Consider the following 15,583-nt stretch of genomic DNA (forward strand, 5'->3'; position numbering starts at 1 on the left):
TCCCTTTGCCTACTTTTTAAGCAATTCAATAGTAATTTTATAGGAATCACCTTTTTTATCTTCTTTGTATTTCACGGTCATTCCTGAATCTTTTGCCATCTTAATTGCTTTTTTAATTGTATTTATTTGTACTTTAAAATCATTAGCTGTCCGAACCTGAACTTTCTTCTTAGGCTTTTTAGTTTGTTCAGTTTTATTCTCTTCGAGCGCTTCTTCTTTTTCTTTTTCTTGAGCGGTAAAATAACCATCAAGATCTTTTACCATCTCTTCAGTTTCTTTTACAGTTAAGCCACTTTTAATAACCTCGCTAACAGCAGTATCTTGATCTTCTTCATTCAAAGCTAAAAGTGCACGGCCATGACGTTGAGAAATCTTTTTATCAATTAAGAATCCTTGTACTTTAGGTGTTAGCTTAAGTAATCTTATCTTATTAGCAATGTAAGATTGGGTCTTTCCCATTTGTTCTGCTAATTCAGTTTGAGTTAAATTATTAACCTTCATCAATTGAACGTAAGCTTGTGCTTCATCAATCGGATTAAGATTTTCGCGTTGTAAATTTTCAACTAAGGCCAAAGAGGCTGCTTTTTCATCATCCATATCTTCAACAATTGCTGGAATTTTTGCCCATTTAAGTGATTGAGCAGCGCGAAAACGACGTTCACCGGCGATGATTTCATATTCCCCTTCAGGACCATCAGCTGGCTTACGCAAAATAATAGGTTGTAATAAACCCTGTTCTTTTAGTGTAGTAGCTAATTCCTCAATTGATTCATCACTAAAAGTATGACGTGGCTGATAGCGATTAGGCATAATTTTATCGAGTTCAATTTCTTGAACTTGTTTACTTTCAGGGATCTTTTTTTGACGATTGCCAAATAATGAAAATGCCATAAATTATTCCTCCAATTAAATTTAAAGTGGTTTTTTATTCGGTGTACCAGCTTGACGTGGATATTTCTTAGGAGTTGCTTTTATTTTTTCAACAACAATTAAAGTACGGTCATCAGCTGTATCAGGAAGAGTTAATTCTTTCACATCTTCTACTTTTCCTCCCAACACATCAATCGCATGCTTAGCTTCCGCTAATTCATCTTGTGCCTTGGGTCCTTTTAGAGCAACTAAATAGCCACCAACCTTTGCTAGTGGTAAACAATATTCACTTAAAACACTCATCCTTGCTACAGCACGTCCAGTTACCAAATCAAATTTTTCGCGTAAGTCTTTATTTTGACCGGCATCTTCTGCACGGCTATGAACTAAAGTAACTTTATCTAAACCTAAGTCGTTTACAAGTTCATCTAAAAACTTTAATCTTTTACCCAAAGAATCAACAATGGTAATACTTAAGTTAGGACACAAAATCTTAATCGGTACAGAAGGAAAACCTGCTCCTGCCCCAACATCACATAAAGTTTTTTCACCTTTAAATAGGTCTGGAAATTCTAAGAGCGGAGTAATGCTATCAAAGAAGTGCTTTAAGTAAACCTCATTTTTATCAGTAATTCTGGTAAGATTAACCTTTTTATTAAATTCAACTAATTTATCATAGTATGTCGCAAATTGTTTTTTTTGCTTATCATTAAGTTCAAAGCCATAATTTGCGAGCTCTTTTGCAAAAATTTCTGGATTCATTTTTCACCCGTGAAACCTAGTTTCACACTCCTAATTTACCGCAATTAAAGGCGGTTAACAACACTATTATCATCATAAACTAACGTATTTAATTATGTAGTATTTTTTAAGAATCGTCAAAAAACAACTAAGTCTTTAAAAATATGTATTTAAATTAAAATCGATAAGCTATAATGATTAGCAAAAGGAGTTAAATTCATGATTGTTACGCTTATTGTGATTCTTTATCTCGGTTATCAAACTTATAAAGGATATCAACTGGGATTTGCTCAACGTGTTATTAATATGATTTTTGGTGCAATTGTATTTGCAGCAGCTATTCTAGGCCAAAACAGCCTAGGAAATTGGTTCTATGAACAATTCTCTGGTAAGGTTGTTCCTACAACTGGCAACATTAGTCTTGAAATAATCGGTTACCGTTTCTTAGCCTTCTTTGTAATTTGGTTTATCGGTAAAATGATTTTAAAAATTTTCAAGGGTTGGCTTCCTAAACGTGACCGTACTAAAAAGGGAATCGGTAATCTATTAGACAATGTTTTAGGCGCAATAGTATCTTTTATCGCCGCTTACTTCTTAGTTTACGTAGCCTTATCAATGTGCCAAGCCTTTCAAAATCCTTGGTTTATTCAACAAACAGTTGATTCACCAATTTTACGAGTAATTATTTATAACACACCAGGCCTATCAAATGGCGTATTTAAGACAATATTTGGTATTAGTCGAACAGTTGGTTAAAATACTCAGAAAAAATAGGATTCGGAGTTACCGAATCCTATTTTTTATACACCAATTCTTTCCATTGAATCATCGTCATATACAAAGATTGCACCATAGCGACCTGCTTTATCATTTTTCCAGCCTGGAATAGGTCGCCCGGCAAAAAATAGTCGCTTACATTCAATTTCAGCTTGAACAGAATCACGGGTAAACAAGGTTACACCAGCCACATGCGTCTTAACTGGATATCCAGTCTTAGGATCAATAATATGATGGTATTTTTTCCCATTAATTTCTAAAAAACGCTCATACGTCCCACTCGTTACAGCAGAACATTCATGAACAGTAGCTGTTGTGAGATTATTGCCGCGTTTCTTTTTCGGATCTTGTACGCCAAGAATCCATTCTCCGCTTACTCTTTTAGGAGAATTATTTACAAATAAAACATTTCCCCCTAGATTAATGATCCCAGCACGAACATCATAGGAATGCCATAAATCTCTAATTCTATCGGCGATGTATCCTTTAGCGATTCCTCCTAAATCAAGTTCCATTCCTTTTTTAGTTAAAAAGACAGTCTGATTATCATCATCTAATCTAACATCTGCTGGATTCGTTAGACTCATCTTTTCTTTAATTTGTTCATCCGTTGGAACATGTGCTCCTTTAAAACCAATATGCCATAATTTCACAACTGGTCCAATCAGAGCGTTAAAACCGAAATTTTGTTTACTTTCATAAACGGCTAACTTAATTAGATTATACGTACTTGCAGAAACTTGCACAGGACGAATACCAGCCGCATGATTAATATCCATTACCTCAGAATGATCCCGATTTACTGTTAATCGATCTTCATATCCGGCAATCAAATCAAAACTCTGATCCAAAATCTTCTTATTTTGGTCGCCATAAATTTGCAGCGTGATAACAGTTCCTAATCCACGTCCAACTTTTGAAGTTGGAGTTGAAGCATAATTCTCTATCATTTTGATGCCTTCTTTGGTTCTAAGTATAATTCTCTCAAACTTTGAATCAACTCATCATCAACTTTAAGAACATTTTTAATGTAATTGTCTATCCCATCATACCTTTCATCAATTAATAGGAGAGCTGTATCCAAATATTCATTTGCGACACTGGCTAAGCTTCTAACATTAGCACGCAAAATCACACTACCACCCTCATTGATTATCTTTTGATTCATCTTTGCTTGATAATCACCTAGCATTAAATTAGAAAATAGATAATCTTGTCTGATAGTTTCCATATCGACACCCAAAAGATACAAGATTAAAACTGTAGCTAATCCTGTACGATCTTTTCCCTCAGAGCAATGAAAGATAATAGCTCCATCTTTAGTATTAGCAAAGATATTAAGCAAACTATTAAAAGCTTTTTGAGAATATTCCCTACCAATAGAAGAATGATATTGGTGACACATCGTCTTAAAGCCAGCATATTGATCTTTAGTGTAGGTCCTTTTCAATTGCATGATCTTTTGATCCGTTTCTGCACTTTGATTTCCATGAATTGGATTATCAATATGTTCCACTCCTGCTGGTACAATATCAGGAGCTAATTTAATTTCTTGAGGTGATCGTAAATCGACAATTTTAGTTAAGCCATAATTAAGTAAAAAAGTTTCATCTTCCTTAGTCATTTGGCATAGCTTTCCTGTTCTTAGAAGTCGATGCATCTTAATTTTTCGACCATCAAAACCTACATAACCGCCTAAATCACGAGCATTAGGCACATGTTGCAGTGGTAAAATGTTTGGCCTAATCATTTTGTAATCCCTACTTTTCTAAATTTTTAAAAATAACTTTTTGTCCTGGCTCAATATGAGGAAGCAAGCTGCACTCATTATCGCAGACTCTTCCAAGAACTCTCCCCTCTTTATTAGCGGGCAAGTTGTGCTTAGCAATATGAATTTCGTTACTATTTAAGCCATTACTATTGATACTAATTGTTCCCACAGGTCGATCCAAAGGTAAATCCTGTGCTTCAAATTTTGGAAGTTCACCTTCACTATGGAGTCTAACGATATCTTGAGCAAGATACAAATAATTATGCCATTGATTTTCATTGAGAAAAGTATTTTTTTCATCTACATGAAGCGTGATTGCATGATCCTTCGTATAGCGCGCAAAAGACTTAATCGTCTCACTAGTTAGACGATCGCCAACAATGACGTTATTGCAGGCCAAATCTTTTAAGTTGAGAGCTGCTGCTAATGGATATACGCCTCTTTGTGACTCAAGAGTAGTTTCTCCAGCAAAAAATGGTCCTCTTTTAACTCCATCTCCAGATATAAAAGCTGCTGTTTCTAAATTACAATTGTGAAGCCATCGATTTCTCTCTTCAAACCATTTATTATCCATCCCAGTTTCGGGCTGAGAATAAAAATCAAATAAGGCTCTAATATGATCGAAGTTAGCTGCCTCTTCTTTTAAATGAGTAATATCTTTTGGTTGTAAGTAAATTGCATTTAAAGATACCCACATAGTTTTAGACAATTTTGATACAAAACGCATTAATACTTGATCGTTAATTCTTAACCCAGTAACATTAAGCTTCTTTATTTCTTCTGCATCCGCTAAATCATAGCCTAAATAATGTAAATCATCTTGTGAAACATCTGCCATAACCTTTAATTCTAAATCCTTACACCAGCTAGTTAACTGATCTAACCTTTTTAAAACTATGTCTGCTTCATCCTGTAAGCTGGTCAATGAAGTAAAGACTTCCTTAAAACCAGCATTCCTCATTCCAAGCAAATAATTATGATCATCTGCAGTCAAATCTTTATCTAAATAAACTGAAAAACCGAGCATCTAAATCTCTCTTTTCTAAGCTTTGTGAAAATGCTTTCTTTCATTAAAATAATAAACTTTAATGACAAAAAAAGCTAGATAGAAAATTCTACCTAGTTTCTTTTGCACTATAAGAAAATAAAGTTTTAACTTATTTTTGAGCTTGTTCAACAAATTTAACAAAATTATTAAATGCTAAATCAATAGCATGAATAGTCTCTTGGTCTAATAAGTCTCCGGTATTTTTATCGAACTTATCTGCAGCATGACCAATTAAAACTTCATTTCCTGGCAAAACATTTGCACTTTGATCAGGAGAAAGCAAAATTTCACGCATTTCTTCTTGTGCTCTTGAAGCACCTTGAATTCCGTAAGATGTACCTAATACCATTGCTGGTTTCATCTTCATTACATCTGCATTTCCTTGAGCATGGCTTCCAGTCCATTCCATTGCACTCTTCAATGCAGAAGGAATACCATGGTCATATTCTGGAGTAGCAAAAATCACACCATCTGCTTCACGGATCTTATTTTTGAATTCTTCAACCTTACTATCTGGTTGTGCTTCTTTTTTAAAACGGGGTAAATCAGCAATTTCATATACTTCAATTTCAGCTTGGTCTTTATACCGCTTAGCCATAAATTGATCTAAAAAACGATTATATGAAAAATCTGCATTCGTACCAACAATTGCCAGTAATTTCATGTGTCGTTCCTCCTACTTACTTCAGCATAAAAACTATCAAATTCATCAAAGAAATGATCTAAAAACTTAACAGTTCCTGCTGGTAAGTTTCCATTTTCGTCAAATTGCTCTGGGGCTGTTCCCATCATAAACTCATCCCCATTAAATACTTTAGCTCCAAAACCAGGAGAAGAAAGCACCAGCTTTAAATGACTTTGTCCACGAGCAGATCCTTGAGGTAAAACTGAAGTACCCACAATAACTACAGGCTTGTCTTTAAAAGGGTGTTCAGCTGATGAAAGCCATTCTAATGCACTCTTTAAGGATGAAGGCACTGAGTGTTGTTGTTCTGGCGTAGAGATTAACACTGCATCTGCATCAGCTACCTTTTTAGCAAATCTAGCTACTGAATCAGGTTCTTCAACACCTTCTTTAAACATTGGAAGATCTCTGACCTCTCCCAATTCAATATCATATCTATCAATAAAATGCTTTTTAATAAAATTTAGTAGATCGCGATTATAAGAATGATCGGCGTTGCTACCTACAATGGCAAAGAGTTTCATTTCTACGTTACCTTTCTTTATAATTATCTTTCTATTAAATTATACTTTTTAATCTTACTATTTTAAAAGTCATAATTTAATTTTAACAAAAAAGCACCACTTTCAGTTGAACGTGGTGCTTAATTAACCTGTGAAACTAGCCTAGACGCTCTTCAAGAGAAGCGTCACCATCAGCAGCAAATAGTGGATTTTCTTCAACATTAGTGAGACGGTCATTTAACATTGCTTCATGAATTTGTGCCTTTAAAACACTAATCATTTGAGCTTGTGAAAAGTTTGCCATCTTGTTAATGAGAAGAGTTGCTAAACCTGTAGCAGCAATCCAGTTAGAAATCACAATATGATTGAGTCTTTCTTCAGAGAATTGTTCTGCGTCAAATTGTTGCTTGAATTTTTCAACTCCAAGTCCCATTAGAGTATCAACAATCATTTGATTACCAAATTTACCATCTACAAACATTGCCCTAAACAAATCAATGTGTTCTTTAGCAAAGTACAAGTATGAAAGATCTAAATCAATCAATGGTTCACCTGTAAAATTCTGTTGAAGAGTATTAGATTTCAATTCATCAGAAATTTTTGCTAAAACTTGATTACGTAAATCTTGCATGTTTTCAAATTCAAGATAAATTGGTTGAGTTGAGCACTTAACTGCTTTTGCAATATTTCTTGCAGTTAGACTTTCAATTCCACCACGAACTGCCAATTTATAAGCAGCGTCAAGAATCCTTTGTTTATCTATTTCTTTTTTTCTAGCCACTTTTATTACCTCACTTAATTCATATTCATATCAACATCAACACATTATGATCATCTAAAAAATAACATAAATGCCTAACGTCTGTTATTTCCTTCGTCATTATATTATAACAAAAATATGAAAAATTGGAGAATTTTGTGTAAATTTCTATAATCTTTTAAATAAACTTGAATCATCATCACCAGTAAATTGGTCATAATGTGAATTAATCATTTCCATAACTTGTTGTTTATCTAGGCCTTCATTTGCAGCAAATGCTAAAAATGCAGCTGAAAGAATGTATCCTTTTTCACGATTATCAACTAAATTATCAGAAAATTCCATATTAATGGTATTATCTTTGTAATCAGTTGTAAGAATAATTTTTTTATCTTCTGGTAATTCTGCCATTTTAATGCCCTCACTTATTTTTAAGTTTTATACGTTACAATATAGATTATATTATATCAATAGAAAGTGTGAAACCTATGACTTCTCCTGTTGGACGTTCATCCTGTACATCTATTTTAATCGGTAAGAAAGCTACTGTAGATGGTAGTGTTATTATTGGCCGAAATGAAGATGCTAAGACTGCTTGGCCAAAGCATCTTGCTTTTAATTCACATCAAATAATTAAAAATAATATCTTTAAATCAAAAGATAACGAGTTTCAGATGGAATTACCTAACGAACGTTTTTCTTACTCTTCTACTCCTGAATGGACAGACAAATATGGAGTATTCGAAGAAGACGGAATTAATGAGTACCACGTTGCAATGAGCGCTACTGAAAGTGCCTATGCTAATGATCGTGTAATGGCTATGGATCCTTTTGATGAAGAAAAAGGTATTTTAGAAGAAGCCATGGTAACTGTTGTTTTGCCATATATTAAATCTGCTCGAGAAGGTGTAGAACGTTTAGGCAAGATTGTTCAAGAACACGGTGCAGCAGAAGCGGATGGGATTCTATTCGCAGATAGAGATGAAGCTTGGTATATGGAAATTGGTTCCGGTCACCATTATGTTGCTCAACGCATCCCTGCCGATTCATACGCCGTAGTTGCTAATCAACTAGCAATTCAAATCATTGATTTCAACGATAAGGACAATTTTATAACTTCTCCTGGAATTCAAGAATTTGTTTATCAAAATAATCTTTGGCCAAAAAATAAGCCATTTAATTTCAGATTGATTTTTGGTACACATGATGATTCGGATTTAACTTATAATACTCCACGTGTTTGGAGTGGCCAAAAGCTTCTAACGCCTTCCATAAATCAAGATCCAGAAAGTTTTGATTTACCATTTATTAGAAAACCTGATCATCCTGTATCTATTCAAGACGCTCAACGCGTTTTAAGCGATCACTTTAATGGGACCCAGTATGACCTAACTAATTCTAAAAACGAAGGTCAACCTGCCTATCGTCCAATTGCTGTAGCTACTACTCAAGAATCTCACCTCCTGCAACTTAGAGAAGAAGATATGACTCATTGGCTAGCAATGGGAATTGCCGCACAAAGTGTTTACATTCCTTTTTACCCACAAGGAACTAAAGTACCAACTATGTTCAAGTATGGTAAGGAAGAATTTTCAACTAATTCTGCTTACTGGGTATTTAAAATGGCTAGCGTTTTAGTAGATCGAAATTGGAATAAATATGCAACTAATTTAGTTAATACACAAAAAGCAACGAATCTATCTTTAAATAAGCTACGAGCTGAATATGACAAGAAATTGACTCAAGAAAAAGATGAGGTTAAAAAAGTAGAGTTAGTAAACGAAGCTAATAAAAAATTAGCTGATGTTGCTATTAAGAACTATCAAAAATTAAATGCTAAATTAATTACTGCTCAAACTGCCGATTCACCACTTCGGTTTAAGATTGATCCTAATTTGTAGAATTGAAATAAAACACGTAGGTACGAAATTTTATACCTACGTGTTTTTGTTTATTCTGTTTTCAAGCTCAAGCGTCCATCTAACATTTTGTAAATCTTATCCGAATACTTATTAAGTCTTAAATCATGAGTAACTAAAATAATAGCCTTTTCTTTTTGCTTAGCTAAAGTCTTAAATAGTTTTCCCACTTCTTCAACTTTTTCACTATCTAATGAAGCAGTAGGTTCATCAGCTAAAATAATGGCTGGATCTGCATATAGTGCTCTTGCAATTGCCACTCTTTGCTGCTGACCACCTGATAATTCCTTAGGATATTTATTTACTAGTTGAGAAATTCCTAATTCATCTAACAATCCATCAAGAGCTTCTTTACTTAAATTACCGGTCTTTTTAACCTTATCTACTAAAATAAACTGTTCCCTAACAGTTAAATAAGGCACTAAATTATAAGCCTGTAAGACAAAGCCAATTTTATCTAGACGTAGTGCATCAGCTTGTTTAGGAGAATAGTTAGTTACGTTATCTCCTCCAATAAATACCTCACCCGAAGTAGGCTTCTGTAGTGCTCCTGCAATTGTTAAGAAAGTACTCTTGCCGGCGCCAGAAGGTCCTTCAATTAAGACAACCTCACCTTTTTGAGCTTCAAAATTTATATTTTTTAGAGCATTAACCTTGGCCTCTCCTTGACCATAGGATTTACTTACATCTTTTAATTCAATTACTGACATATAAATTTCCTCCCTTACACAGCTTTTGAAGGGTCAACCTTAAGAATTGATCGAATTGGAATTAATCCACCTATTACTCCCATTACAATCATCCCGGCAAATGTTGAAATCATGATCCATGGGGCAAAATCGATTGGTACAGTAGCTGGCATTACGCTAACAGTAAGCAGCATTAAAAGATATGCTAAGACCGTACCTATAATTACTAAAATTAATGATTGACTAAGAGTAGCGCCAATTAATGTCTTGCTTGGGATACCTTGTGCTCTTAAAACAGCATAATTTGGCATTTTTTGAATAGTTAAAATGTATAAAAATACTGCAATCACAATTAACGAAATTACGAATAGAAAACCAATCATTAATTCAAAAGTTGAGTTTTGGGCTGTATAACCAGGTAATTTATTAACAAAAGTCTGCTTATCATAAGATCTAACATTCTTAGCTTTAAAATCTAAGTTTTTCTTAGAAATAATTCCGGAAGCTTCAACATTCGGAGCCATTGGTCTTAATTTTTTCCACGCTGTCATCGTACCATAAGCAATTGGCGCAATATTAATCTTGGCATTTTTTAAGAAACCAACAATTTTGTACTTTTGATCGCTACCATTTAGAGTTACTCTGTCGCCCAAGCGATAACCACGATTCCAGAGAATTTGATCAACAGCTATTTCGTCATCATGCTTTGCTTTACGACCAGAAACTACTTCCAGATCTTTATAAATGTATTCATCTTTATTTAATCCAATAAATTGAGCTGAAACTGTTTGATGTTTCTTTTCTTTCATTACAATCGGAACTATTCCGATATAGCTATCATTTTTTGTCTTTTTAAAATCTTTTAGATTTTCTTTAGTTAGTAAAGACTGGTTTAAACTTACATTCGAATTGTCATTCAAAACAACTGATTGAGTTTGCCAGCTATTAACTGCTTGTGTATTTTCTGAAGCTAGACCTACTGACAATGATGACAGCATAAAAATTAAATATGCAATTAAAAATATCATCAATGTAATTAAGCCGTACCGTAGCTTCTCATATTTTATTTCTTTTAGAGCTAAAAACATTTTTGCCTACTTCCTTTGTAATAAACATAAACTTTCATGGTATCTGTTTAGAATTTTTTCTTTCTTCTCTTTATTAAATAAAGCTAAATGTATTGCTTCATGAGTTAAAACCATGGCAGCCCAGACTTGAGAGTCGAGATTAAGAAAAGCATCCTTCTGCTTTTTATCATCTCCAAGAAAAGCTTGATTCTGGCTAAGATGTAATTTGATGAGATCAAAGTACATACTATTTTCAGTCTGATTAATAAAATCAACTGTCATCTTATAAAAAGATTCGGGATCAAACTCTCTTAACCTTGTTGGAAGTCCCATATGAACTTCTTTCATCGCAAGACGATAAAGATAAGTATATGCACCTTTTAAATCGCCAAAATACTTATAAAATGCTCCTCTAGCAATTCCAGCATCCTTCACAATTCGTGCTACTTGTCCCTTAGCTAAGGGATAAGTACTAAATTCTTTTAATAGCGCGCCTTCAATCTTTCGTTTCTTTTCATCCGAAAGATTTATAAAAGTTTCACTAACCATGCCTTCCCTCCTTGTGACACCGTGTCACTTTCGATGTGTCTTAAGTCTATTCCTAAAGTGACACTGTGTCAACATATAGATATAAAAAATGCTTAATTTCGATAAGATATCAAAATCAAGCCTTAAATTTATTATGCTAAAACGCGATTGTAGTAAACCAAAGTTCCATATTCTTGATTAATGTGTAATTCTGCTAGACCACAATTTTGCATTTGGTCAAAATACTTAATATCGCCATTAGTTAAAAAATGAGCACAAATCATTCGACTTACTACACCATGACAAACTACTAAAACTGTATCATTAGCATGTTCTTTATATAAATCATCAAAAAATGTAGCAATTCTTTTTCTAAAATCTTCACGCTTCTCTACATCTGAAGCATATTTATAGATATTATCGTTAATTAGTCCTTTACTATTAAATGCATCTGGATACTTTTTACGATATTCCGAAGAAGATTTTCCATCCCAAGAACCATAGTTTAGTTCTTCAATCCGCTTATCGGTTTTTATTGGAGTTTTATCTCCCACAAAAATTCTTGCAGTTTGTTGGGCTCTCTTTAAGGGACTTGCATATACTGCATCAAATTGACTAGGATCAAAATTCTTAGCAGCTTTTTCTGCGTAAGCACGTCCTTCTTTACTTAAATCCGGGTCAACACTTGATCCTTGAATCATTCCTTGTTTATTTAATTCAGTAGTTCCATGACGTAAAATTACTACTCGCATAACATAATCTACCTCTTAATTCCGTAATACAAGGGTTCCGTCCGATTAAAAGTCATTAATCTTGGTCGCTCAATATCATTTTTTTCAAAATGAAGTTCAGTAAAACTAACATTTCTTACTGTCATTACATCTTCAATTTTTAGTTTAAACCATCGAGCTATTAAACTCCTAATCACAAATCCGTGACAAACAATCATAATTGTTTTGTCATTAGCATCGAGTTGAATTTCAGATAAAAATTCTTCAACTCGATCTGCTACTTGACTAAAAGTTTCACCGTTTTTAGCGTATTCTGCATATTTACTGTTAATAGTTCCTAAATCATCGAAAGCATCAGGATATTTTATCTTAAGCTCTTCGGCATGTTGGCCGTCCCAAGAGCCAAAATTCATTTCTCTAAGTCGATCATCAGTAATAATCTCTTTCTGAAAATCAGTTAAAATTTGTGCTGTTCTTTTAGCTCTAATTAATGGACTTGCATATACTCGATCAAGCTTACTATTATCAATTAATTTACTTACTTCTTCTACTTGTTTAACACCTGCTTGGCTTAAGTTAGGGTTACTAGTACCGCCGGAGATCACATCTGAAGTATTATGTTCACTAACCCCATGTCTTACTAATAACAGATCCATTTCATCACAATCCTTTATATTTTATACAAGAAAACATTATACTAAAAATTTATTAAGCTACTAAATTATCTCATATGTCAGACTATAATACAGTTAGACAAAAAGAAAGTAGGCATTAATATGGCAACAATTACACTTGAGCGGGATGGATTACAATTAGTTGGAACTCGGGAAGACCCTTTCGGAGAAATATATGATATGGCAATTATTTTTCATGGTTTTACCGCTAACCGTAATACTTCTTTGCTAAAAGAAATTACTAACAGTCTTCGGGATGAAAATATTGCTAGTGTTCGCTTTGACTTTAATGGCCATGGTGATTCAGATGGTAAATTTGAAAATATGACTGTTTTAAATGAAATTGAAGACGCAAATGCCATTTTAAATTACGTTAAAACAGATCCACACGTACGTAATATTTATCTAGTCGGTCATTCTCAAGGCGGTGTCGTTGCTTCAATGTTAGCTGGGCTTTATCCTGATATTATAAAAAAGGTGGTACTACTAGCACCAGCTGCTACTTTAAAAAGTGATGCTCTTGAAGGTAATACACAAGGAGTTACTTATAATCCAGACCATATCCCAGACCGTCTGCCTTTTAAAGATTTAACCCTAGGTGGATTTTACTTACGCATTGCTCAACAATTGCCTATCTATGAAGTATCTGCTCAATTTACTAAACCTGTCTGCTTAATCCACGGTACAGATGATACTGTTGTTTCCCCGAATGCCTCAAAGAAATACGATCAAATTTATCAAAACAGCACTTTACACTTAATCAAAGGTGCAGACCATTGTTTTAGTGATAACTATCAAAAATCTGCTGTTAAATTAACAGCAGATTTTTTATAGAATAATAATGCGTTTTAATTTATATAGAAAAAGAGAAATCGTCTGATCTCTCTTTTTCTACAATTTCTTAAATATATAATTTTCATTTGAGGAATCTGCTGCTGAAAAAACATAACCAAAATCAGAAAATTCTTTTAAATCTTCTGGTCTATTAATTCCCTCTTTAGCCGCAAAGCGAACCATTTCTCCTCGCGCCATCTTAGCATGTGTAGCACTTTGTCTCCACTTTCCGTTTTTATTTTCTAAAAACTTAATTGTAATCATTTTTTGATTATTCTTTAAATATGGAGAAATCAAACGAGAATATTCTAAAGACGCTAAGTTAATAACTGTATCTGTATCGGCAAAAAGCTCTTGATACGGAAGATCTTTCCAAAAGTTATAGAGACTGTAGTATTTAAAGCCAGTCATTTGAGTCTTCAATTCCAAACGATAGGGAATTATACCATCAAAAGGTCTCAAAATACCATAAAAGCCTGACAAAATACGCAAATGATCTTGAAGATAGTCTAGTCCTTCTTCGGGTAAAATATCCCCAGCCAAATACTGATACTGAATTCCTGAAAAGGCTAAAAGTGCTGGCGTTAATTTAGAATCGAGTTCACTTGTTAAAAGGTTATTTTGGTTTGTACGAACAATATTATCATTCGCTTTCCATAGGTCTTGTAACTGATTAAAATTTCTTGTTTTTAAAAAGTCTAATAGCTCCTGAGTCTTATCTAAAAAAGCGGGCTCTGATCTAACCAAAAAAGTATCTTGATCAACCCGCATCTTTTTAGCGGGAGCAATAATTATTTTCATATTATTATCTGACATTGGCAACCACAATAAATAAAGCAATCAAGCTAATAACTGCCAGAGTAGCAGAAGCAATTAGCTCTATCTTTCGTTTTTTCTTATCTTGCAAGCTAGCGGTAATATATCTAGCACTAGCAGCTACACTAATAAACAAGAACATAATAAATAGCCATAAAAATAGGCCAATAATATTAGGGAGTGCCCAGTAAATTTGTAAAGAAACTAGCACTGCTAAGACAAGTGTACTGACAATTAAGCCACGGAGAAAATTAATATTTTCATGTTTATGATAATGAAGCACAGTTTGGTAACCAAAATAAACAATGAAACCAATGGTAATATATAAAACAATATTAAAAATAATCATTTTTTGTCCCTTCTATAGTCCTCCCTAATTATACGTGAAACTATTTTGCTTTGCTTAAAATTTCTTTTCCACTTATAATCAATCTTGAATATGACATAGAAAGCGAATAGTAAAATGAGTGAAAAAGAAGATTTAAATATTGGACTTGTATTGCAGTATCAAGTTGCTCCAAAAGGTGTAATTGATGCCGATGCTCTTGTACGATATGCAAGAGACTGTGGCTTTAGAGGCGTAAGTATCAAAGACGCTAATGATGCACAAATGACAGAGATGAAAGCGGCTTGTCAAAAATATACAATTAAATTTTGTCAAAAAAGACCAGCGGAAAAATTAATTTCTCCTGATGTTCTAGCAAAATTAATTGCTGCTAGATTAGATAATATGAACATCTATTTTGAAGTCGAATTAAACGCAGATGGATCTATTAAGTCTGAATCAGATCCTGCAATGGAAACTTTACGTAAGTGGATTAGTCGCTTTGGACATGCATATTATGAAAGTCGGGCTGACCATGAAATAAAGCCAGATGAAGACAATGTTCATGTCTTTTATAATGCCATTGCTAAATATCAACGCTACGTTTTCATCCATATTCCACTTGAAGAAAGTATCGAACTAAAGCATGTTCCGCACGTTGAAGAGGCAGCTTGGATTGATACTAGAAATGAAGTGGAGTTTGAACAAGATGGCGATCATGTACGTATTAAGCTTGACCGCCAAGAAAATAGTGAGGAATTTTCTGTCTATGGCTTACGTCTGCAGCTTCACCGGCCAGAAGATGATTTAGGTAAAACTGAATATTAAAAACAAAGAAGATATCA

At 33.8% G+C, this 15,583-nt stretch carries 20 protein-coding genes; 4 read left to right on the top strand and 16 right to left on the bottom strand.

The window, feature by feature from the left end:
- Positions 1 to 9: 9 nt before the first annotated feature.
- Positions 10 to 891 carry a nucleoid occlusion protein gene (gene noc, locus Q9R40_RS05595; RefSeq protein WP_304676872.1) on the bottom strand — a complete coding sequence of 294 codons (882 nt, stop codon included), beginning with the start codon at positions 889 to 891 and terminating at the stop codon, positions 10 to 12.
- A gap of 21 nt (positions 892 to 912) precedes the next feature.
- Positions 913 to 1,632 (bottom strand): 16S rRNA (guanine(527)-N(7))-methyltransferase RsmG, encoded by a 720-nt coding sequence (gene rsmG / locus Q9R40_RS05600; RefSeq protein WP_304676873.1) that lies wholly within the window; start codon positions 1,630 to 1,632, stop codon positions 913 to 915.
- A 198-nt stretch (positions 1,633 to 1,830) separates the two neighbouring features.
- Here rsmG and Q9R40_RS05605 point away from each other — a divergent pair, with 198 nt between their 5' ends.
- On the top strand, positions 1,831 to 2,367 hold the full coding sequence (locus Q9R40_RS05605; protein ID WP_260316689.1) for a CvpA family protein: 537 nt from the start codon (positions 1,831 to 1,833) through the stop codon (positions 2,365 to 2,367).
- Positions 2,368 to 2,411: 44 nt separating this feature from the next.
- Here Q9R40_RS05605 and Q9R40_RS05610 read toward each other — a convergent pair whose 3' ends face one another.
- The 7 genes from Q9R40_RS05610 to Q9R40_RS05640 form a co-directional block, all read right to left on the bottom strand.
- A complete protein-coding gene (locus tag Q9R40_RS05610; protein ID WP_304676874.1) occupies positions 2,412 to 3,338 on the bottom strand; it encodes an FAD:protein FMN transferase in 927 nt (308 codons plus the stop codon).
- Positions 3,335 to 4,138 carry a tyrosine-protein phosphatase gene (locus Q9R40_RS05615; protein ID WP_304676875.1) on the bottom strand — a complete coding sequence of 268 codons (804 nt, stop codon included), beginning with the start codon at positions 4,136 to 4,138 and terminating at the stop codon, positions 3,335 to 3,337. Before Q9R40_RS05615 ends, Q9R40_RS05610 begins: the two co-directional genes overlap by 4 nt.
- Positions 4,139 to 4,148: 10 nt before the next feature.
- The gene (locus Q9R40_RS05620) at positions 4,149 to 5,186 is read right to left on the bottom strand and encodes a MupG family TIM beta-alpha barrel fold protein (protein ID WP_297937341.1); all 1,038 of its coding nucleotides are present in this window, start codon (positions 5,184 to 5,186) and stop codon (positions 4,149 to 4,151) included.
- 130 nt (positions 5,187 to 5,316) lie between these two features.
- Positions 5,317 to 5,871, bottom strand: coding sequence for an NADH-dependent flavin reductase subunit 2 (gene nfr2 / locus Q9R40_RS05625; protein ID WP_004898036.1), 555 nt, complete (start codon positions 5,869 to 5,871; stop codon positions 5,317 to 5,319).
- Positions 5,868 to 6,416 carry an NADH-dependent flavin reductase subunit 1 gene (gene nfr1, locus Q9R40_RS05630; protein WP_304676876.1) on the bottom strand — a complete coding sequence of 183 codons (549 nt, stop codon included), beginning with the start codon at positions 6,414 to 6,416 and terminating at the stop codon, positions 5,868 to 5,870. The genes nfr2 and nfr1 overlap by 4 nt, the downstream gene beginning before the upstream one ends.
- A 136-nt stretch (positions 6,417 to 6,552) precedes the next feature.
- Complete coding sequence (locus Q9R40_RS05635) at positions 6,553 to 7,176, bottom strand: TetR/AcrR family transcriptional regulator (protein ID WP_297937335.1); 624 nt, start codon at positions 7,174 to 7,176, stop codon at positions 6,553 to 6,555.
- Between the two features lie 147 nt (positions 7,177 to 7,323).
- Complete coding sequence (locus tag Q9R40_RS05640) at positions 7,324 to 7,566, bottom strand: hypothetical protein (RefSeq protein ID WP_146282704.1); 243 nt, start codon at positions 7,564 to 7,566, stop codon at positions 7,324 to 7,326.
- 77 nt (positions 7,567 to 7,643) lie between these two features.
- Between Q9R40_RS05640 and Q9R40_RS05645 the strand changes: the two genes are divergently transcribed.
- Entirely contained in the window at positions 7,644 to 9,056 is a 1,413-nt protein-coding gene (locus tag Q9R40_RS05645) for a C69 family dipeptidase (protein ID WP_146282705.1), read from the top strand.
- A gap of 50 nt (positions 9,057 to 9,106) precedes the next feature.
- On the opposite strand, the gene Q9R40_RS05650 is transcribed toward Q9R40_RS05645, so the two are convergent.
- The 5 genes from Q9R40_RS05650 to Q9R40_RS05670 form a co-directional block, all read right to left on the bottom strand.
- Positions 9,107 to 9,784, bottom strand: coding sequence for an ABC transporter ATP-binding protein (locus Q9R40_RS05650; RefSeq protein WP_297937327.1), 678 nt, complete (start codon positions 9,782 to 9,784; stop codon positions 9,107 to 9,109).
- Between the two features lie 14 nt (positions 9,785 to 9,798).
- Positions 9,799 to 10,851, bottom strand: coding sequence for an ABC transporter permease (locus Q9R40_RS05655; protein ID WP_300591759.1), 1,053 nt, complete (start codon positions 10,849 to 10,851; stop codon positions 9,799 to 9,801).
- 6 nt (positions 10,852 to 10,857) lie between these two features.
- Positions 10,858 to 11,379: a TetR/AcrR family transcriptional regulator gene (locus Q9R40_RS05660; RefSeq protein ID WP_297937321.1), complete on the bottom strand. Its 522-nt coding sequence runs from the start codon at positions 11,377 to 11,379 to the stop codon at positions 10,858 to 10,860.
- 131 nt (positions 11,380 to 11,510) lie between these two features.
- On the bottom strand, positions 11,511 to 12,110 hold the full coding sequence (locus Q9R40_RS05665) for a histidine phosphatase family protein (protein WP_297937318.1): 600 nt from the start codon (positions 12,108 to 12,110) through the stop codon (positions 11,511 to 11,513).
- A gap of 8 nt (positions 12,111 to 12,118) precedes the next feature.
- Positions 12,119 to 12,745, bottom strand: coding sequence for a histidine phosphatase family protein (locus tag Q9R40_RS05670; RefSeq protein ID WP_061400515.1), 627 nt, complete (start codon positions 12,743 to 12,745; stop codon positions 12,119 to 12,121).
- Positions 12,746 to 12,865: 120 nt separating this feature from the next.
- Between Q9R40_RS05670 and Q9R40_RS05675 the strand changes: the two genes are divergently transcribed.
- The gene (locus Q9R40_RS05675) at positions 12,866 to 13,597 is read left to right on the top strand and encodes an alpha/beta hydrolase (protein ID WP_304676877.1); all 732 of its coding nucleotides are present in this window, start codon (positions 12,866 to 12,868) and stop codon (positions 13,595 to 13,597) included.
- Between the two features lie 57 nt (positions 13,598 to 13,654).
- On the opposite strand, the gene yaaA is transcribed toward Q9R40_RS05675, so the two are convergent.
- Complete coding sequence (gene yaaA / locus Q9R40_RS05680) at positions 13,655 to 14,413, bottom strand: peroxide stress protein YaaA (protein WP_094497903.1); 759 nt, start codon at positions 14,411 to 14,413, stop codon at positions 13,655 to 13,657.
- The gene (locus tag Q9R40_RS05685; RefSeq protein WP_300724379.1) at positions 14,403 to 14,762 is read right to left on the bottom strand and encodes a hypothetical protein; all 360 of its coding nucleotides are present in this window, start codon (positions 14,760 to 14,762) and stop codon (positions 14,403 to 14,405) included. The genes yaaA and Q9R40_RS05685 overlap by 11 nt, the downstream gene beginning before the upstream one ends.
- 114 nt (positions 14,763 to 14,876) lie before the next feature.
- Here Q9R40_RS05685 and Q9R40_RS05690 point away from each other — a divergent pair, with 114 nt between their 5' ends.
- The gene (locus tag Q9R40_RS05690) at positions 14,877 to 15,566 is read left to right on the top strand and encodes a hypothetical protein (protein WP_297937304.1); all 690 of its coding nucleotides are present in this window, start codon (positions 14,877 to 14,879) and stop codon (positions 15,564 to 15,566) included.
- Positions 15,567 to 15,583 lie beyond the last annotated feature (17 nt).

It is taken from the genome of uncultured Lactobacillus sp., from assembly GCF_948948975.1.
GTDB lineage: Bacteria > Bacillota > Bacilli > Lactobacillales > Lactobacillaceae > Lactobacillus.